Origin of the sequence: Nesterenkonia cremea (assembly GCF_014642675.1) — a bacterium.
GTDB lineage: Bacteria > Actinomycetota > Actinomycetes > Actinomycetales > Micrococcaceae > Nesterenkonia > Nesterenkonia cremea.
Genome location: NZ_BMIS01000004.1, coordinates 158259 through 176636 on the forward strand (window position 1 = coordinate 158259; position 18378 = coordinate 176636).

The 18378-nt window shown below is 68.0% G+C and carries 15 protein-coding genes and 1 pseudogene; 9 read left to right on the forward strand and 7 right to left on the reverse strand.

Annotation, left to right across the window (positions count from 1 at the left end; genetic code table 11):
* Window positions 1-7: 7 nt before the first annotated feature.
* Complete coding sequence (locus IEW85_RS06160) at window positions 8-1465, reverse strand: NAD(P)H-quinone dehydrogenase (RefSeq protein WP_188683772.1); 1458 nt, start codon at window positions 1463-1465, stop codon at window positions 8-10.
* 346 nt (window positions 1466-1811) lie between these two features.
* Between IEW85_RS06160 and IEW85_RS06165 the strand changes: the two genes are divergently transcribed.
* Window positions 1812-2558, forward strand: a complete 747-nt coding sequence (locus IEW85_RS06165; RefSeq protein WP_188683774.1) for a hypothetical protein — start codon at window positions 1812-1814, stop codon at window positions 2556-2558.
* A 24-nt stretch (window positions 2559-2582) separates the two neighbouring features.
* Entirely contained in the window at window positions 2583-3908 is a 1326-nt protein-coding gene (locus tag IEW85_RS06170) for a phosphotransferase (protein ID WP_188683776.1), read from the forward strand.
* Here IEW85_RS06170 and IEW85_RS06175 read toward each other — a convergent pair.
* From IEW85_RS06175 to IEW85_RS06185, 3 genes are read right to left on the reverse strand one after another with little or no spacing between them, the layout of a single operon-like run.
* A complete protein-coding gene (locus tag IEW85_RS06175; protein WP_188683778.1) occupies window positions 3847-4566 on the reverse strand; it encodes a response regulator transcription factor in 720 nt (239 codons plus the stop codon). The genes IEW85_RS06170 and IEW85_RS06175 overlap by 62 nt on opposite strands.
* An 11-nt stretch (window positions 4567-4577) precedes the next feature.
* The gene (locus IEW85_RS06180; protein ID WP_229658845.1) at window positions 4578-6101 is read right to left on the reverse strand and encodes a sensor histidine kinase; all 1524 of its coding nucleotides are present in this window, start codon (window positions 6099-6101) and stop codon (window positions 4578-4580) included.
* Window positions 6098-7825: a tetratricopeptide repeat protein gene (locus IEW85_RS06185; RefSeq protein WP_188683780.1), complete on the reverse strand. Its 1728-nt coding sequence runs from the start codon at window positions 7823-7825 to the stop codon at window positions 6098-6100. The genes IEW85_RS06180 and IEW85_RS06185 overlap by 4 nt, the downstream gene beginning before the upstream one ends.
* Before the next feature lie 58 nt (window positions 7826-7883).
* Between IEW85_RS06185 and IEW85_RS06190 the strand changes: the two genes are divergently transcribed.
* From IEW85_RS06190 to IEW85_RS06200, 3 genes are all read left to right on the forward strand, one after another.
* Complete coding sequence (locus IEW85_RS06190) at window positions 7884-8879, forward strand: glycine betaine ABC transporter substrate-binding protein (protein WP_188683782.1); 996 nt, start codon at window positions 7884-7886, stop codon at window positions 8877-8879.
* Window positions 8880-8966: 87 nt separating this feature from the next.
* Window positions 8967-10205 carry a pyridoxal phosphate-dependent aminotransferase gene (locus IEW85_RS06195; RefSeq protein WP_188683784.1) on the forward strand — a complete coding sequence of 413 codons (1239 nt, stop codon included), beginning with the start codon at window positions 8967-8969 and terminating at the stop codon, window positions 10203-10205.
* Window positions 10206-10261: 56 nt separating this feature from the next.
* Entirely contained in the window at window positions 10262-11512 is a 1251-nt protein-coding gene (locus IEW85_RS06200; RefSeq protein ID WP_188683786.1) for a pyridoxal phosphate-dependent aminotransferase, read from the forward strand.
* Window positions 11513-11568: 56 nt separating this feature from the next.
* Here IEW85_RS06200 and IEW85_RS06205 read toward each other — a convergent pair whose 3' ends face one another.
* Window positions 11569-11835: an exodeoxyribonuclease VII small subunit gene (locus IEW85_RS06205; protein WP_188683788.1), complete on the reverse strand. Its 267-nt coding sequence runs from the start codon at window positions 11833-11835 to the stop codon at window positions 11569-11571.
* Window positions 11832-13073 carry an exodeoxyribonuclease VII large subunit gene (xseA, locus tag IEW85_RS06210; protein WP_188683790.1) on the reverse strand — a complete coding sequence of 414 codons (1242 nt, stop codon included), beginning with the start codon at window positions 13071-13073 and terminating at the stop codon, window positions 11832-11834. The genes IEW85_RS06205 and xseA overlap by 4 nt, the downstream gene beginning before the upstream one ends.
* A 69-nt stretch (window positions 13074-13142) precedes the next feature.
* Here xseA and IEW85_RS06215 point away from each other — a divergent pair, with 69 nt between their 5' ends.
* The 4 genes and pseudogenes from IEW85_RS06215 to IEW85_RS06230 form a co-directional block, all read left to right on the forward strand.
* Entirely contained in the window at window positions 13143-14039 is an 897-nt protein-coding gene (locus IEW85_RS06215) for a hypothetical protein (protein WP_188683792.1), read from the forward strand.
* Between the two features lie 9 nt (window positions 14040-14048).
* Entirely contained in the window at window positions 14049-15170 is a 1122-nt protein-coding gene (locus IEW85_RS06220) for a 4-hydroxy-3-methylbut-2-enyl diphosphate reductase (RefSeq protein WP_229658846.1), read from the forward strand.
* 104 nt (window positions 15171-15274) lie between these two features.
* Window positions 15275-16498 carry an MFS transporter gene (locus IEW85_RS06225; RefSeq protein WP_229658847.1) on the forward strand — a complete coding sequence of 408 codons (1224 nt, stop codon included), beginning with the start codon at window positions 15275-15277 and terminating at the stop codon, window positions 16496-16498.
* 180 nt (window positions 16499-16678) lie between these two features.
* Window positions 16679-17101: pseudogene (locus tag IEW85_RS06230) on the forward strand (SLC13 family permease); the annotation flags it as partial.
* Window positions 17102-17114: 13 nt separating this feature from the next.
* Here the strand turns inward: IEW85_RS06230 and IEW85_RS14325 are convergent.
* The gene (locus tag IEW85_RS14325) at window positions 17115-18362 is read right to left on the reverse strand and encodes a DNA recombination protein RmuC (protein ID WP_229658848.1); all 1248 of its coding nucleotides are present in this window, start codon (window positions 18360-18362) and stop codon (window positions 17115-17117) included.
* Between the last annotated feature and the right edge of the window lie 16 nt (window positions 18363-18378).

The following is an 18378-nucleotide window of genomic DNA, read 5'->3' on the forward strand; positions in this document are numbered from 1 at the left end:
TCTCAATCTACTCGCTGGGTTCTGCCACATGCAGATGCAGGCGGCGGGCGGCCTCGGAGAAGGAACCGGTCAGCGACGGGTAGACGGTGAAGGTGGAGGCCACATCGTCCACATGCATCTTCTGGGTGACCGCCAGCGCCAGCGGGAAGATCAGCTCGGAGGCCCGCGGGGCCACCACCACGGCGCCGATCACGGTGCCGGATCCCTTGCGGGAGAAGATCTTCACGAAGCCCTCGCGGATGTTCATCATCTTGGCCCGCGGGTTGGTGGCCAGGTCCAGCTTGACCACATCGGCCTGGTATTTGCCAGAGTCGGCCTGCTCCTGGGTCACGCCCACAGTGGCGATCTCCGGGGAGGTGAAGACGTTGGAGGCCACATGGTGCAGCTTCAGCGGCTTCACGCCTTCGCCCTGCATATGGGCCACGGCGATGCGTCCCTGCATCGCGGCCACCGAGGCCAGGGGCATCATGCCGGTGCAGTCGCCGGCGGCGTAGATGTTGTTGGCCGTGGTCCGTGAGACGGTGTCCACCAGGATGTGGCCGGACTCGGTGGTCTCCACACCGCAGTCGTCGAGGCCGATGTCTTCGGTGTTGGGGATCCCGCCCACAGCCATCAGGCAGTGGGATCCCTCCAGCACGCGGCCGCCGGAGAGCGTGACCTTCACACCCTCCTCTGTGCGCTCCACGGATTCGGCGCGGGATTTGGAGGCGACCTTGACTCCGACGCGTGCGAAGGAGTTCTCCAGCACGCGGGCAGCGTCGGCGTCCTCGCCGGGAAGCACCTGCTCGCGGGAGGAGACCAGGGTGACGTCTGCGCCCAGGCGGCGGTAGGCGGAGGCGAACTCGGCGCCGGTGACGCCGGAGCCGACCACGATCATGTGCTCGGGCACCTCGGTGAGGTTGTAGGCCTGGGTCCAGTTCAGGATGCGCTCGCCGTCGGGGACGGCGGTGGGCAGCTCTCGCGGGTGGGCGCCGGTGGCGACGATGATCGCATCGGCCTCGATGAGATCGGTCTGGCCGGCGGCATCGGTGACCTCGATGCTGTGCGGCGGCTTCAGGCGGCCCTTGCCCTTGACCACAGTGACGCCCGCGGCCTCGAGGGTGGTGTGGATGTCGGCGGACTGGTCGTGGGCGAGCTTCAGGAGGCGCTCGTTGACCTGGGAGAAGTCGGCCCAGGCCTCGGTCTCGTAGTAGTTGTTCTCGCTGCTCTCTCCGAAGCGCACGCCGAATGCCGTGGAGGCGTTGACACGCCGCATCGCATCAGCCGTTGCGATCAGAGTCTTGGAGGGGACGACGTCGGTCAGCACCGCCGACCCGCCGAGTCCCTTCTCCTCGACGATGGTGACGTGGGCACCGGCGTCGGTGGCGACCATGGCGGCCTCATAGCCGCCGGGACCACCTCCGAGGATCGCGATGCGGTCAGGGGCGAAACGCTTGCGAAGTTTGTCCGTAGTCACATCTGCCATCGTATCCGCTAGAGTGAATCTCTGATGATCAGTGAAGCCCCCGGCGGATTGAGCGCGGGGGCGCTGAAGAAGGGCAGGTGGAATCGCGGTGACGCTGGGCCTTGATCGCACCGAAGCGGCGATCATCAACGCGATCCCCAGTCTGCCTATCCACTCTTCGGCGCTCCTGGTTCTGGTCGCCGGGCTCTTCCTGGCCGCACTGGTCATACGAGCCCAGAGGGTGTCGGCCCGCGAGTCGGCGCCGCAGAAGAGACAGGGTCTCCCGGCCCGGCAGGCGCGGGCTGCTCGCCGACGTGTGCAGCGGTTGCGCCGGCAGGTGCTCGAGAGACGGGAACGAAGGGCGAATATGACCGTCACGACCGACAGCACGTTCACCATCCGCTGGGGCCGCACCCTGGTGGCGCTGGTGGGTGTGATCGCACTGCTCACCGCTGCGGTGACCGGAGTCCTGGCCGCCGCAGGGTCGTTGCTGGCCGCTGTCCCGCTCGCGGCCCTCGGCGTGTTCGTGCTCTCCCTGGTCACCCTGCGCACCATGGCTGTGGCGCGGCGGAAGCGTCAGCGCCGTGAGCGCATCGAGTCTGCCATGCGCGAGGCGATGTACCCCGACGCCGAGAGCTCGGCTCAGCGCCCGGCCGTCCCCGGCGCTCCCTTCGATGCGCTCAGTTCCGATGAGCGCGGTGCGGGCGGACCGAACTCCCTGCAGCAGGTGGACGAGGACGGGTTGCCGGTGGAGGTGGAGCGCACCTTCGCCGAGGCTCCCGCCATGGACGCCGCAGCGCTGCAGCAGGCCCACCGTGCCGCGGCCCAGTCCGACGCCGCTCAGTCCCAGCAGGGCGCATGGGAGCCCCGCGAGGTGCCCAAGCCCAAGTATCTGCAGGCAGAGAAGGCCGAGCGTCCGCTGCCTCAGCCCATGGAGCAGGAGGAGGCCAAACGCCCGAGCACCGAGGTGAAGCTGAGCCCCAACGCTCAGGCGGCTCCGCCGCAGCAGGACCAGCCGCAGCGGGCTGAGCCGAAGAGGACCGAACAGAAGCAGAAGACCGAGAAGAGCCGGTCGATGGACCTGGACGAAGTGCTCAAGCGCCGCCGCGCCTGAGCGCCGCAGGAGAGGCCACCGGACATGGGACTTCAGACTCCACGGGCTGCACCGTCGCAGAACACCTCCCAGCTGGAGGCGCAGCAGCTTGCTTTCCTGGAGTCCTATGACGCCCACTCGCCGATCGCCGTGGCGATTCAGCACTCCGGGGTCTATGCGACCTCCATCCAGCTGGAATCGGTGCAGCACCGCCCCGGGGCAGGGGTCACCGGCATCTACCGGGTGGCCACCGCCCGTCCGGTGATGCCCAGCACCTGGTCCACCGGCGTCTACACCCAGACCTCCGATCATGTGGACGAACTCTATGTGGGCATGACCACGGAGCCGGTGCCCCAGGACGCCCAGGGCGTGGTCTTCTCACACAGCCCTTATGGACCGCTGGCCGTCTGGCAGCATCCGCTGGATCCTGCCCTCCCGGGCCTGCGCCTGGCCACCGATCCGGCCTCGGTGGCCGAACACTGGGGCTTCGGCAGGACGCTGACCGCCCTGGAGACCATCAGCTACCGCCCGCTGCGCCGGGCGGTGATCGCCGCAGACTTCGACGACGGCAGCCGGCTCTTCCTCAAAGTGCTGCGTGCCGGCCGCGCCGCGGATCTGGACGCCCGCCATCGCATGCTGCTGGCCGTAGGGATCCCCGCCCCGCAGCCGATGCGTGAGCCGGTGGCCGATGTGGTGGCACTGGCCGAGGGGCCGGGCGTGTCGCTGGCCGAACACTTCCTGGCCGACGGAGCCGCCCACCTGAGCCCTGAGCAGTTCACCGGGCTGCTGGACCAGATGCCCGCCGAGGTCATGACCCTTCCGGCCCGGGACGCCTGGACCGATCGGCTGCCGGCCTATGCCTCCGCGGCGGTCTCAGCCCTGCCGCACTGCACCGAGCGCATCCGGTCCCTGGAGGCCACCATCCTCAACGGCCTGCCGCAGACCGACCGCGGTCCGGCGGTGCCCACCCACGGAGACTTCTATGAGGCCAATCTGCTGATGAACGGGCAGGCGATCTCCTGCCTGCTGGATGTGGATTCTCTCGGCCCGGGGCACCGGGTGGACGATCTGGCCTGCTTTCTGGGGCATCTGGCGGTGCTGCCGGCGGTGGACTCCCGCTATGTGCACGCTCCGGCGGCCTTCGACCGCTTCGCCCGGGTCTTCGCCCAGACGGTGGACCCGGCGGCGCTGCAGCTGCGGGCCGCCTCCGTGGGCCTGTCCCTGGTGGCCGGAGCTCGGGATTCACGCCGCACCGGCTGGGAGATTCAGGCGGAGCACCGGCTGACCTGCGCCGAGGCGGTGCTGGGGCTCACTGCCCCCGCGCCAGCTCTTCCCCAGTGGCCAACCGATATCCCGCCCCGCGCACTGTGACGATCCGCTGGCTGCCCAGCTTATTGCGCAGATAGCGGATATAGACGTCGACGACGTTGGAGCTGGTGTCGGCCGCGCTGTCCCAGACCATGTCCAGCAGCTGTTCGCGGGAGAGGACCTGCCGCGGATGATCCAGCAGCACCTCGGCCAGGGCGAACTCCCGGGCGGAGAGCTCCACCGGCTCGCCGTCCACTGAGGCCTGACGTGTGGCCAGGCCCAGCACCACGCCCAGATGTTCCAGACGCTCGGGCTGCTCCCAGCCCGCGTCGGGGGAGGAGGATGCCGCAGCGGCCTCCTCCTGGCTCTTCAGCCGCAGCTTCACCCGAGCGATGAGCTCCTCCACGCGGAAGGGCTTGGACATATAGTCCTGGGCACCGGAGGAGAGCCCCTGGACGGTGTCCTCCACGGAGGTGCGGGCGGTCAGGATGATCACCGGGATCTCATCGCCTCCGGAGCGGATCTTCTCCAGCACCTCGAAGCCGTCCATCTGGGGCAGCCCCAGGTCCAGGATCACCAGATCGAAGGAGCCGTTGGCGAGCTGCACGATGGCCTGGGTTCCGCTGACGGCCTGCTCGGACTCGAAGCCTGCGGCCTTGAGGCCCTTGGCGATGAAGGAGGCGATGCGCGCCTCGTCCTCCACGATCAGAATGCGGCTCATCCCTGCTGTCCTCACCTGTTGGGTCGATCGGTCGTGTTCTCCAGCACCGGCAGCGGCCCGGTGGCGTGGACGGCGTCGTCGTCCTCAGGCTGTTGGCCGGCCAGCTCGAAGAGCTCGGCCACCGGCAGCACCATCGTAAAGATTGATCCCTTCTCCGGCACGGACTCCACTCGGACCTCTCCGCCATGCAGCCGTGCGATGGTCTCCACGATGGCCAGGCCCAGCCCGGAGCCTTCGGCCCGCTGGGAGTGGGAGCCGCGGGAGAAGCGGGAGAAGATCGTCTCCTGATCCTCTGCGCTGATGCCGGCACCGGCATCCTTGACCCACAGGTAGAGCGTGGTCCGGTGCACCGCAGATCCCAGCGAGATGCGGGAGCCGGGATCGGAGAACTTCACTGCGTTGTGCGCCAGCTGCAGCCAGGCCTGGGTGATCCGCTGGGCATCCAACGGGACCACGGTCCTGGCCTGGGAGTCCAGGCTCCACTCGCGGTCCCCGAGGGTCTGGGCCTTCTCGAAGACCTGCTCGGTCAGCAGGTCCACATCGGCGGCGGAGACGGCGAGGAAGTCGCGCTGGTCGGATTTGGCCAGGGTGACCAGGTCCTCGACCAGGCGGCTCATCCGGTCCAGCTCGTCCACGGCCAGCTCCGCGGTCTGGCGCACGTCCTGGGGGTCCTCGGCGTCGATGAGCTCCAGGTGACCGCGCACTATGGTCACCGGAGTGCGCAGCTCGTGGCCGACGTCGTCGAGCAGCTGGCGCTGGGAGGTCACCGCCGTCTCCAGACGGTCCAGCATCTGGTTCACGGTCACGGCCAGCTCGCCCAGGTCATCCTTCGTGCGCACCGGGATGCGCCGGGAGATGTCCTCCTCGGTGATGGACTGGGCGGTGCGGCGCAGCAGCCTGACCGGCTGCAGCAGCCGTCCCACCAGCAGCCAGCCCAGCATCCCGGTGACCACGACGGCGGCCGCCCCGATGCCGGCATAGGTGAAGAAGGTGCGGTGCAGGGCGGCCATGCCCTCGTCCACGTCGAAGGCCAGCACGAAGTGGGTGGGCTCGGTGTCCTCGGCCATCATGACCGGCACGATCACCGCCCGGTAGGTGCTCTGCTCGGTCTCCGCCGTGCGGATCCGGTGCTCCTCGATGGGCAGCTGGGACTCGATCCAGGTCAGGAACTCGGGATCATCCTCCAGCCGCACCGGCAGGGACTCGTTGGCCAGCCAGCGGACCTGGCCGTCCCGCACAGCCACCATGGACTCGTTCTCGGCCAGGATCATGCCCGAGACGGTGGTGTGGATGAACTCATCGGCGGTGGACCAGGGCTCACCGGTGCTGGGATTCACCGACTGTTCGCCGCGCTGGATGAACTCGGTGACGGTCCGGCCCAGGGAGTCGTCCATGGAGCGGTGGAGATCGGCGCGCTGGAGCAGATAGGCCGCGGTGCCGGCCAGCACCAGGGTCAGCATGGTCAGGAAGACCATGAAGCCCATGACGCGGGCGCGCACACTGAGCCGCAGAGTCTGCTTCAGCCGCCGTCTCACGGCTTGATGCGCCGTTTCAGGCGGGTCAGCTCCCGGCGCAGCTCGGCGGCCTCATCCGCACGGCCCAGCTGCATCAGCGCATCGATCCGGCCTTCGAGAGTCTCGGCGGAGAGTTCGGCGTCGGACTCCCGGTGATCGGTGGCCATGCGGAAGATGGCCTCGGCCTCCTCGGCCCGGTCCATCTCCAGCAGCACTTTGGCGGCGAAGATCTCGGCCTCGGCGGAGGCCGGGTCATCCTCGGCCTCGGCGAAGAGGTCTGCGGCGCTCAGCGCTGCGGAGATGGCCTCAGTACCCTGGCCCAGGGCCAGATGCCCGCGGGCCAGAGTGTCGGTGACATCCGCGATCTGCCAGGGGGTCCCGTGTTCGTCGGCGATGCGCAGCGCCTTCTCCAGGTGGGGCAGGCCCGCGGCGTCCTCGGTGCGGGTGAGCAGATGGCCCAGCGAATGCAGGGTCTGCATGAGCATCAGCGGGTCCTGGTCATCGGACTGCTCGGCCAGCCGCAGCCCCTCCTGGTAGTGGGTGCGCGCAGATTCGGTGCGCTCCAGGGAGGCGGCCAGCGCTCCGGCGGCCAGATGGGCTCGGACGGCCTCCTCCAGCTCATCGGAGGAGACGAAGAGCTGTGCGGCTTCCTCCCAGTGGGCCATGGCCTCCACCGGGCGGCGCTGCTGGGTCACGGCATGGCCGAGTCCCATCAGGGCGCGTCCGCGGGTGGAGAGGTCCTCTTCGGTGCCGGCCAGCCGGACGGAGAGCCCGTCCAGGATCTTCTCTGCCTCCTCGTGGCGCTGCAGCTCCAGCAGCTGCTGGCCCAGAGCGAGGCTGAGCATGCGGGATTCGTCGAACTCGCCCAGTTCGGCCTGCTGGACGGCCACCTTCCAGGCCAGTACGGAGACTTCGCCGTCCTCCAGGACGGCGGTCATCCCGGCCAGCAGGGCGGCGGCGGAGGCGGCTCCCTTGCGCACGCCGCAGCCGGCATAGAGCTCCACGGAGGCCATGGCGACCTCCATGGCCTCCTCATGGCGTTCCTGGTGGTGGTGGATGGTGGCGCGCAGCATGGCCATCGCACCGCGGACCGCACGGTTGGCGGGGGCGGCCATGACCTGCTCGGCCACGGTGAGGGCCTCTTGGGTCTCTCCGGAGAGCAGCAGGCTGTGGGCCAGGAACATGCGGGATCCGGCCAGGGCCTGGGGCTTGTCCTGGGCCTCGAGGATCTCGCAGGCCTCACGGACCAGCGGGAGGGAGGCCTGGGGGCCCTCGTCGTGGAGGACGCACACGGCCAGGGAGGAGAGGACATCGGCCAGGATGAGAGAGCCCGGGGCATCGGTGCGCAGGTCCTCGGCCACCCGCTGGAGGATCTCGCCCTCCACGCGGTCCGGCTCGCGCAGCAGGATGCCGCCCAGCTGCTCCTCCACCTCGGCCTGGTGGCTGCGGCCCAGCTCGCGCAGCAGGCTGATGCGCTCAGCCATATAGGGGGCGGCGAGCCCAGATGCTCCGCGCATCTCGTTGACCCCGGAGAGGATGCGCAGCAGCATCAGACGGTTCTCCGGGTCCTGGGCGCCGGGCGCCTCCAGGCCGCGGGCGGCCGCCTCCACGGCAGCGGTATAGCGTTCCCCGTAGGCGGCCTCATAGGCGAGGTCCACCCATCCGCGGGCGGTGTGGGCGGTGGGTTCGCTGTCTGAGGGCTGGTGGAGGACACAGCGCAGACGTTCCATGAGCTCACCGGTCATCTTTCCAAGGGTAGCGCGTTTGGGAGGCGGGTCTGCCTGAGCCTCTAGACTTGTCGTCATGATTTCTTCCTCCGGCGTCTCTGCCCGGCGCCTGACGGTGACCCTCGGGATCGGGGCCCTGGCCCTGACCGCATGTTCGGGACCGCCTCCGGCGCAGGAGCCCACCGGCGACGTCGCAGAGCAGGCCTGGACCATGCTGGTCGGCGACCACCCTCTGGATCAGACGGTGGCCTATATCTACTCGCTGGCCCTGAACTCCCGTGAGGCTCCCACTGTGGTGGAGAGCCGCGAGCAGGACCTGGCCGAGCTGGTGGAGCTGCTGGGGGAGCAGGAGGAGGACGAGGGCAGCCAGATCCTGCTGTCCCGGACCATGTCTCTGGCTGAGGCCCTGGATCCTGAGAGCTATGCGGAGCTGACCTCCCAGGCGGAGGAGGCGCTGGCCCCGGCGGCCTCCGCCGAGGAGCTCACCGAGCTGGTGGAGGCCGGGTTGGAGGGTGCTGAGCTGCTGGAGCCCTCGGCCGGAGTGCTGAGCAACTCCATGGCCGTCACCTCGATCACCGCGGAGCTGCACGACATCTCCTCCGACGCCGACAGCCCGGAGGATCCGGCCTTCGCCCAGGCCTGCGATGAGTTCGAGCTGGGGGTGCGCGAGGGTCTGCCGGATCCGGGGCCGCTGCTGGAGGATCTCTACGGCTGTGAGCCTGCCGAGATCGTCGAGGGCTCTGAGGCGGAGCTGATCCAGATGCTGATCAACGCTGAGATCGAGGCGGCCCTGCTGACCTCCTCGCATCCGCAGATCAGCCAGAACGCCTTGATCTCCCTGGATGACACGGAGCGGGCCTTCCCGGAGGAGCAGTTCGTGACCGTGGTGGACTCCGGCATCGCGGAGGAGGCGCCCGACGTCGTCGAGGAGATCTCTGAGGCTCTCGATGCCGAGGCGCTGGTCACCCTGCGTCAGCTCATCGACGGTGAGGATGGGTTGGAGCCGCAGGAGGCCGCCGAATACTGGCTGGTGGACAACGACTACATCGCTGAGCCTGAGGGCTGGGGATGAGCCTTCGGCTGAACGCCGGCTGATCAGGGAGGGAAAACTTCGGCTGTCCTCTTTTCAGATTGTTGACAATTGGGGCAGAATCTCTCTATGGAGGAATTCGAGGAGTTCACGCAGGCGCAGAAGCTCCGCAACGTCCGCTACGACGTTCGGGGCCCCATCGCAGAGGAAGCCGCACGCCTCGAGCAGGCCGGCCATCGCATCACTAAGCTGAACATCGGCAATATGGCGCCCTTCGGCTTCGAGGCGCCGGATTCCATCCTGGTCGACATGATCAAGAACCTGCCCACGGCGCAGGGCTACTCCGACTCCAAGGGGATCTACTCCGCCCGGACCGCCGTGGCGCAGTACTATCAGACCAAGGGCATGAAGGACGCCGACGTCGAGGACGTCATCCTGGGCAACGGGGTCTCCGAGCTGATCACCATGACTCTGCAGGCGCTGATCAACCCCGGCGACGAGATCCTCATCCCCGCCCCGGACTACCCGCTGTGGACCGGCATCACCGCGCTGTGCCAGGGCACCCCGGTCCACTACATCTGCGATGAGTACAACCACTGGTGGCCGGATCCGGAGGAGATCGAATCCAAGATCACCTCGCGGACCAAGGCGCTGGTGCTGATCAATCCGAACAACCCCACCGGTGCCGTCTACCCGCGGGAGATTCTCGAGGCGATGGTGGACATCTGCCGGCGCCACGACATCATGCTGCTGGCCGATGAGATCTACGAGAAGATCACCTACGACGGCGCAGAGATGATCAACGCCTGCACGCTGTCCGACGACGTCTTCACCATCACCTTCTCCGGGCTCTCCAAGACCTGGCGCGTGGCGGGCTTCCGCTCCGGCTGGATGTACATCTCGGGCCCCAAGCATCGGGCCAAGAACTACCTCGAGGGCCTGAGCCTGATGTCGAATCTGCGCATGTGCCCCAATGTGCCGGCACAGCACGCCATCCAGACGGCATTGGGCGGCTATCAGTCCATCGATGAGTTCATCTATCCGGGCGGACGCCTCTATGAGCAGCGGAATGTGGCCTATAAGCTGCTCGCCGACATCGAGGGTGTCCAGGTGGAGCAGATGGACGGGGCGATGTATCTGTTCCCACGGCTGGATCCGGAGATCTACCCCATCGAGAACGATGAGGCCTTCGTGATCGAGCTGCTGCGCCAGCAGAAGATCCTGGTCTCCCACGGCAGGGCCTTCAACTGGGTGGACGATCAGCACTTCCGCCTGGTGGCGCTGCCCGCGGTGGAGGAGTTGGAGGAGGCCATCGCGGGCATCGCGGACTTCCTGGCCGGCTACCGGGACGCACTCATCCGCGGCTGACGCGAGCTGAGTCGCATATCCCACAGCGCGGCCTCCGCTGAGCCTAAGATGAGGGGATGCAGGAATTCGAGGAGTTCACCCAGTCGCCCAAGCTCCAGCACGTCCGGTACGACGTCCGCGGCCCGATCGCGCAGGAGGCGGCGCGGCTGGAGCGCGAGGGGCATAAGATCACCCGGCTGAACATCGGCAACCCTGCCCCCTTCGGCTTCGAGGCTCCGGACTCCATCCGGACCACCATGATCAACAATCTTGCCGAGGCCCAGGGCTACTCGGATTCCCAAGGCATCCACTCCGCGCGCATCGCGATCGCCCAGTACTACCAGTCCCGCGGTATGACCGAGGCGGATCCGGATGACGTCTATCTGGGCAACGGCGTCTCCGAGCTGATCTCCATGGTCCTGCAGGCCATGCTGGCACCGGGGGACGAGGTCCTCATCCCCGCTCCGGACTACCCGCTGTGGACCGGTGCCACCACGCTCGCAGGCGGAAAGGCCGTGCACTACATCTGCGATGAGTCGAACTCCTGGTGGCCGGATCCCGAAGAGGTGGAGTCCAAGGTCACCGACCGCACCAAGGCACTGGTGCTGATCAACCCGAACAACCCCACCGGTGCGGTCTACCCGCGGGAGATCCTCGAGCAGATGGTGGACATCTGCCGCCGCCACAACCTGATGCTGCTCTCGGATGAGATCTACGAGAACATCACCTTCGACGACGCCGAGATGGTCAACGCCTGCACTGTGGTGCGCGAGACCGGTGACGACGTCTTCACCATCACCTTCTCCGGACTCTCGAAGACCTGGCGCGTGGCGGGCTTCCGCTCCGGCTGGATCTACCTCTCCGGCGCCACCCAGCGCGCGCAGAACTATCTGGAGGGTCTGACCCTGCTGATGAATATGCGCATGTGCGCCAATGTCCCGTCCCAGTACGCCATCCAGGCGGCGCTGGGCGGGCACCAGTCCATCGAGGATCTGATCGCCCCCGGCGGGCGGCTCTACGAGCAGCGCAACACCGCCTACCGGCTGCTCTCCGAGATCGAGGGGGTGGACGTCCACCAGGCCGACGGCGCCCTGTACCTGTTCCCGCGCCTGGACCCGGAGATCTACCCGATCCAGGACGATGAGGCCTTCGTCATCGAGCTGCTGCGTCAGCAGAAGATCTTGGTCTCCCACGGACGCGCCTTCAACTGGATCGACTCCAACCATTTCCGGCTGGTCACCCTGCCCAACGTGGAGGACCTGGAGAGCGCGATCGGCGGCATCGCCGAGTTCCTCAGCGACTACCGGGACGCCACCGCCAAAGGCTGAGCCCGGTTCTGCAGGACAGCCCGGCATCGCCGGGCCAGGCCGACCCGCCCGCCGGATCACTCCTCGGAGGAGCCCTCCAACGACTTCCGGACCTCCTCGAGCCGCGTGCCGGCGCCGTCCAGCCACCGCTCGCAGCGGTCGGCCAACGCCTCACCGCGCTGCCAGAGCGCCAGAGACTCCTCCAGTGGGGCGCCGCCGGTCTCCAGCTTGGTGACCACGGCGATCAGCTCCTCGCGGGCCTGTTCATAGGTCATCTGCTCGACATCGTCGAGCTGCGCCGCGGTGAAGGAAGCCTCGGCGTTCTCGGGGGTGTTCTCACTCATCGTGTCTCTCCTGACTTCACGTCTGTCACATCTGCGGTGAACTCTCCGGCGGCCACCATGACCTGCACCTCGGTGCCGGGCGCCAGCTCGGCGGCGTCGCGGATGATCTGGCGCTGGGACTGCACCACGGCGTATCCGCGGTCCAGCGTGGACTGCGGGGACAGGCCGGTCACCCTGGCCCGGGTGTGGGTCACCCAGTCCCGGGCGCGGGCCACCGCGGCCTCCATGGAGACCAGCGCCCGACGCCGGAGGCTCACCAGATCCTCGCGGCGGACGGTGATCATATCCTCCGGCCGGGCCAGCACCGGACGGGAGCGCACGGCCTCAAGCCACTCGGTCTCCCGGGCGATGAGCCGCTGGACGCCCTGGGACATCCGTGAGCGCGCTCCGGTGATGTTCTCCCGCTCGTGAGCCTCATCCGGGACCAGCAGCTTGGCTGAGCCGGTGGGGGTGGAGGCGCGCACATCGGCCACTTCATCGAGCAGCGGGCGGTCGGCCTCATGACCGATGGCCGAGACCACAGGGGTCTGTGCCTCGGAGACCGCACGGATCAGGCGCTCGTCGGAGAAGGGCAGCACCACCTCCTCCAGCGCGCCGCCGCCACGGGCGATCACGATGACGTCCACCGTCTCCATGGCGTCGAGGTCGGCCAGCGCCTCCGCCACAGCGGTGGGGGCCGAGGTGCCCTGGACGGCCACCTCGCGGACTTCGAACTCGGCGGCGGCCCAGCGGGCGTGGACGTTGCGCAGCACGTCCTTCTTCGCGTCCGAGTCACGTCCGGTGATCAGGCCGATGCGGCCGGGCAGAAGCGGCAGCGGCTTCTTGCGGGAGGGCTCGAAGAGGCCCTCGGCGCTGAGCTGGCGCTTGAGCTGCTCCACCCGGGCGAGCAGATCGCCCAGGCCCACCGGGCGCATCTGCTGGGTCACCAGTGAGAGCCGCCCGGTCTTCTCATACAGATTGGGCTTGACCTGGGCCACCACGCGGGCGCCGGGCTGGACCACGCCGTCGAGCCCGGAGGCCACATGCCGCCAGGCCACACAGGAGAAGGAGACCTCCTGTTCGAGGTCGCGAAGGGTCATCCAGGCGTTGCCGTTGCGCAGGTTGAACTCCACCAGCTGCCCCTCCACCCAGGTGGGGGCCACCCGGTCGATATGGGCTTTGAGCTTTCCGGAGAAATGAGACAGAGGCCACGGAGTTTCCGCCGAGGTCTCTTGGCTGGAGCCGGGTAGGGTTGCCATGGTTACAGCCTATTGCAGGTCAGAGACATGGGCCTGCGCCCTGTGGACAACACTGGAGGTCCTACGCCGATGCGAAATGTCCTCGCCGCCCTGTGTCTGATCCTCAGCGGTGTCCTGGCGACCGGGGCGATGGGGGCCCACCAGATCGACCAGCTGCTCCGCGACGACGAGCCGCTGCGTGAGATCGCCGGGGACCTTCCCCATGATGAGCAGTTCGGTGAGGCCGTCACCCAGATGATGGTCTCCGAGATCACCGACCAGGTGCCCGAGCAGGCCAGCAGCTTCATCGGTGGGGGAGTCGAAGACTTCGTCAGCGGTGCCGTGGAGGACCTGCTCGACGATGAGCGCATGCACGAGGCCTGGGAAGAGACGCTGCAGACCACCCGCGCCGACTATGTCGAGCGGCTGGAGGCTCTCTTCGAGGAGGGCAGCAGCGGAGACACCTCCGAGCTGGACATCCGGGTGGATATGGAGCCGCTGGCCGGGGCCGCGATCAGTTCCATCGTGGACAGCATCCCGATGGTCGACGCCGACAGCTTCGACATCCCCACCCCGCAGGTGGAGGTGGACATCGCCGCGGCAGCCACCGACAGCGATGCGGACCCCTACACCTGGGCCACCGCCGTGGTGGTCAGCCAGTACTGGGTGTGGATCGGTGTCGCCTCCGGTGTGATGCTGCTGCTGGGGCTGGCGCTCGGACAGGGCCGCGGCCGCGGAGTCGCCCTGGCCCTGGGTGGCATCACCGCCGCGCTGGGCGGGCTCTGGGTGGCGCTGAACGTGGTGGCCCCGGACTTCGACATGCCCGATGAGCTGCCCCAGGAGAACGCGGCCATCCTCGACTTCGTCCAGACCCAGTTCACCGACTGGGCCCAGCCGGTCTGGTGGTTCTTCGTGGCCGGCGCGGTCGGCGTCGTGGTGCTCGGGATCCTGGGCGCGCTGGTGGCCCGGCCTGTACAGCGCCGGTAGACTTTGACCATGACCACCACCGCAGCGCCTGACCATGCCAAGCGCGAGCACATCTCGGTCCCCACTCCGATGGTTCCGCGGAAGCGTCGCAGCCCGGAGGAGGTCGCGGCGGCATCGAGCTTCGACGGCCCCCGCAAGATTCTGCTCGCCGCCCCGCGCGGCTACTGCGCCGGTGTGGACCGTGCCGTCATCGCCGTGGAGAAGGCACTGGAGACCCACGGCGCACCGGTCTACGTGCGCAAGGAGATCGTGCACAACCGTCACGTGGTGGACACGCTCACGGAGAAGGGCGTCATCTTCGTCGAGGAGGCCAGCGAGGTTCCCGAGGGCGAGCTGTTGGTCTTCTCCGCCCACGGCGTCTCCCCGGCGGTGAAGCAGGCTGCCGCGGACCGCAACCTGGAGACCATCGACGCCACCTGCCCGCTGGTGACCAAGGTCCACCGCGAGGCTGTGCGCTTCACCACCAAGGACGACTTCCACATCCTGCTCATCGGACATGACGGCCATGAGGAGGTCGAGGGGACCTTCGGCCACGCACCGGAGGCCACCACCATCGTCAACGGCCCGTGGGAGGTGGACCAGATCGAGGTCCCGGACCCGGACCGGCTGATCTGGCTGAGCCAGACCACGCTCTCGGTGGACGAGACCATGGAGACCGTGGCCAAGCTGCGTGAGCGGTTCCCCAACCTGCAGGACCCGCCGAGCGACGACATCTGCTACGCCACCTCCAACCGCCAGGCCGCGATCAAGAAGGTCTCTCCGGAGGTGGACCTGGTGATCGTGGTCGGCTCCGCCAACTCCTCGAACTCTGTGCGCCTGAAGGAGGTCGCCAAGGAGTACGGCGCCAAGCGTGCCGAGCGGGTGGACTTCGCCAACCAGGTGGACGAGGCCTGGTTCGAGGACGCCCAGACCATCGGCGTGACCTCGGGTGCTTCCGTGCCGGAGGTGCTGGTCCAGGAGGTCCTGCGCCTGCTGGAGGAGTACGGCTACGACGACGTCGAAGAGGTCGTCACCGCGGAGGAGGACATCATCTTCTCCCTGCCCAAGGAGGTCCGGAAGGCCCTCAAGGAGGCAGGAGCCGACGACGTCGGACGCGGCGGTCGGCGCCGTAACGCATGCAGCGAGAACTAGTCCGGGCAGGTGCCTCCTGCGCTCGCCTTTCGGCGGGCGCGGCGTTGATCGTCACGCCTGACGTCAGTTCCCGACCTCGCTGACCTGGGGCGTAAGGTGTGCGTGTGGGAGAAGACACGTACGGTGGCCGAAGCCCGGGGCATGAGCCTGGATCCTCGGCCTATCGTCGGCTCCTGGTGGCCCTGTTCTTCATCGGGATGGCGACCTTTGCCCAGCTCTATTCGCCCCAGGGCCTGCTGCCCCTGATCGCCACTGATCAGGGCGTGAGCGCCGACCGGGCCGCCCTCATGGTCTCTGCGGCCACGCTGGGCCTGGCGCTGGGCGTGATCCCCTGGTCCTATATCGGCGATGCTGTGGGCCGGAAGCCCGCCATGCTTTGGGCCATCAGCCTGGCCTGCCTCTTTGCCGTGCTGTCCGCGGTGACCCCTATGCTCTTCGACGCCTGGGGCTTCCCGCTGGCGCTGATCATGCGACTGATCGAGGGCTTCATGCTCGGGGGAGTGCCGGCCCTGGCCGTGGCCTACCTCAACGAGGAGGTCAGCAGCCGTGCCGCCGCAGTGGCCGCCGGGACCTACGTCTCCGGAACCACTCTGGGTGGGCTCTCCGGGCGCATCATCGCCGCACCGGTGGGCGAGCAGATCGGCTGGAAGCTGGGCATGCTCACTGTCACCGCGGTGGCGGTGGCCTGCGTGGTGATCTTCCTGAAGTTGGCGCCCGCCGCACAGAACTTCACCCCGCGGAGGACCCGCGTGGGGGAGGCGGTGCGCGCGCTGACGGGAAACCTGCGCTCCGGGGCGCTGTGGGTGATCTACCTGCAGGGCTTCCTGACCATGGGCGGCTTCGTGGCCATGTACAACTACCTCGGCTTCCAGCTGACCGGGCCGGAGTTCGGGATGCCGCTGTGGCTGAGCTCCTTCATCTTCCTGGCCTACCTGGCCGGCACCTTCTCCTCGCCGCGGGCGGGGCAGCTGGCCTCTCGGTTCTCCCGCAAGCAGGTGCTGATCTGGGGCAATGTGATCATGATGGCCGGCGTCGGGCTCACTTTGATCGGCAGCATCTGGGTGATCATCCTGGGCATGGTGGTGCTCACCGGCGGGTTCTTCGCCTCCCACGCAGTGGCCTCCGGCTGGGCCGGATCCTCGGCGGTGGCAGGGCGGGCGCAGTCGGCCTCGCTGTACAACCTGGGCTACTACGCCGGCTCCTCCGTGCTGGGCTTCCTGGGCGGCACCTTCCTGCACCTGGCCGGCTGGCCCGGGACGGTGGGGATGGTGCTGGGCCTGGCCGCGCTGGCCACAGTGCTGGTGGCCACGGTGCTGCCGCGCAACTGAGGCGGGCAGGGCTCCGCTCCCAGGACCTCTCCACCGGCGCCAGCTACGGCAACACCATCATCTTCCTGTTCATGGGCGGGTTCACGCTCGCCCTGGCCATGCAGCGCTGGAACCTGCGAGCCTGCTGATGAGGAGGAGGCCGCTGAGGAGAAGAAGGAGGCCATCCGCTCCACCTTCGGCACGGCGGCCAAGCTTCCCTGGGGAGTGCTGCTGCTCTTCGGCGGCGGCTTGGCCCTCTCCGGCCAGTTCGGTGCCTCGGGTCTCTCCGACTGGCTGGGCACTCAGATGGAGGGCCTGGCCGGCATCCCGGTCTGGGTGTTGGTGCTCATCGCTGCAGGCGGCGTGCTCTTCCTGACCGAGATGACCTTGAACACTGCGACGGCGGCCACCTTCCTCCCCGTGGCCGCCGGTGTGGCCATGGGCACCGGCGTGGACCCGCTGGTGCTGGCGGCTCCGGTGGCCACCCCGCCCCATGCCATCGCCTACGGCTCGGGCTATGTGGCGATCGGCCAGATGGTGAAGGGCGGGTTCTGGCTGAGCATCCTGTCCCTGGTGACCATCACCCTGGTCAGCATGAGGGTGCTGGTGTGGGTCTTCGGGCTCTCGATGTCAGCCGTCAGAGCAGGCGGTCCGTCTCAGCGGACTGCTCAGCCGACAGGCGGGGGCCGGGGTGATTCACCTCGGCCTCCACCGGTTTCACCCGCAGAGTCTCGCCGAGGTCGTCCAGCTGGGCCTCTGAGGCGCCGTTGTGCTCCTCCTGGCCGCTGAGCTGTAGGCGGCTGATGCTCTCCACCTTGGGCATGACCTGGCGCTCAATGTTGCCCAGCAGCCCGTTATAGGCGTGGACCGCCTGACGCAGCCGGTCTCCGGTGCGGCCGAGGTGCTCACTCATCTTCTCCAGCCGGCGGTACAGCTCGCGGGAATGGGTGATGATCTCGTTCATATTGCTGGCCAGGCGCTCCTGGCGCCAGGCCGTCTCCACTGCCTTCAAGCTGGCCAGCAGGGAGGCGGGGGAGACCAGGGTGACTCCGCGGCTCAGCGCATAGTCCAGCAGTGTGTAGTCAGCCTCCAGGGCGGCCGAGAGCAGGGACTCTGCGGGCAGGAAGCAGAAGACCACATCGGCGGAATGCTCCACGGCGTCGGAGTAGCTCTTCGACGAGAGCGCGTTGATGTGCTGGCGCAGAGCTTTGGACTGGGCGGCTGAGTCGGAGGCGTCCAGAGGTGCCTTGGCATCGATGATCAGATGCCGCTGACCCGGCAGGTGGACCACCATATCGGGGCGCAGTGCGGCGCCGTCGGCGTCGGTGACCGAGTGCTGCTCGGTGTAGTCCACATGCGGGAGCATGCCCGAGGCCTCCACGATCCGGCGCAGCTGGACCTCACCCCAGTGGCCGCGGGCCGTGGTGGAGTGCAGGCTGCCCAGCAGGGCCTGGGTGGATTCGATGATCTTCTGATCCGACTGTGCGGCGGTCTGCAGCTGCTCGCTGAGCTTGGACTGCTGGGCGGCACGCTCGGTCTCCAGCTCCTGGATGCGGCGCTGCATCTCGGTCACGCCCTGGCGCACCGGATGCAGCATCTCCACCAGGGATTCCCGCTCACGGGAGTCGGCGGCGTCCTCGGCACGTTGGCGCTCCATCTCCTGGAGCCTTCCCTGGGTGGCGGCGAGCTCCTGGCCGACCACCCCCAGCCTCTCCTGGGCGGAGTCCAGGGCGGCGCGCAGCTCATCACGCTCCCGGGCCAGCTCGGCAGTGCGGCCAGCCTCCTCTGAGTTCTCGGCGTTCAGCCGGCGCAGCAGGGTGAGGCCCAGGGCTGCGCCCAGGATGACTCCGGCCAGCAGGCCGATCAGCAGTGACATCGGATCCATGGCACCAGCATCTCAG

Excerpts from the sequence above, each read along its gene's own strand:
- IEW85_RS06160 (WP_188683772.1), bottom strand. The coding sequence starts at position 1,465 with ATGGCAGATGTGACTACGGACAAACTTCGCAAGCGTTTCGCCCCTGAC.
- IEW85_RS06165 (WP_188683774.1), top strand. The coding sequence starts at position 1,812 with ATGACCGTCACGACCGACAGCACGTTCACCATCCGCTGGGGCCGCACC.
- IEW85_RS06170 (WP_188683776.1), top strand. The coding sequence starts at position 2,583 with ATGGGACTTCAGACTCCACGGGCTGCACCGTCGCAGAACACCTCCCAG.
- IEW85_RS06175 (WP_188683778.1), bottom strand. The coding sequence starts at position 4,566 with ATGAGCCGCATTCTGATCGTGGAGGACGAGGCGCGCATCGCCTCCTTC.
- IEW85_RS06185 (WP_188683780.1), bottom strand. The coding sequence starts at position 7,825 with ATGACCGGTGAGCTCATGGAACGTCTGCGCTGTGTCCTCCACCAGCCC.
- IEW85_RS06190 (WP_188683782.1), top strand. The coding sequence starts at position 7,884 with ATGATTTCTTCCTCCGGCGTCTCTGCCCGGCGCCTGACGGTGACCCTC.
- IEW85_RS06195 (WP_188683784.1), top strand. The coding sequence starts at position 8,967 with ATGGAGGAATTCGAGGAGTTCACGCAGGCGCAGAAGCTCCGCAACGTC.
- IEW85_RS06200 (WP_188683786.1), top strand. The coding sequence starts at position 10,262 with ATGCAGGAATTCGAGGAGTTCACCCAGTCGCCCAAGCTCCAGCACGTC.
- IEW85_RS06205 (WP_188683788.1), bottom strand. The coding sequence starts at position 11,835 with ATGAGTGAGAACACCCCCGAGAACGCCGAGGCTTCCTTCACCGCGGCG.
- xseA (WP_188683790.1), bottom strand. The coding sequence starts at position 13,073 with ATGGCAACCCTACCCGGCTCCAGCCAAGAGACCTCGGCGGAAACTCCG.
- IEW85_RS06215 (WP_188683792.1), top strand. The coding sequence starts at position 13,143 with ATGCGAAATGTCCTCGCCGCCCTGTGTCTGATCCTCAGCGGTGTCCTG.
- IEW85_RS06220 (WP_229658846.1), top strand. The coding sequence starts at position 14,049 with ATGACCACCACCGCAGCGCCTGACCATGCCAAGCGCGAGCACATCTCG.
- IEW85_RS14325 (WP_229658848.1), bottom strand. The coding sequence starts at position 18,362 with ATGGATCCGATGTCACTGCTGATCGGCCTGCTGGCCGGAGTCATCCTG.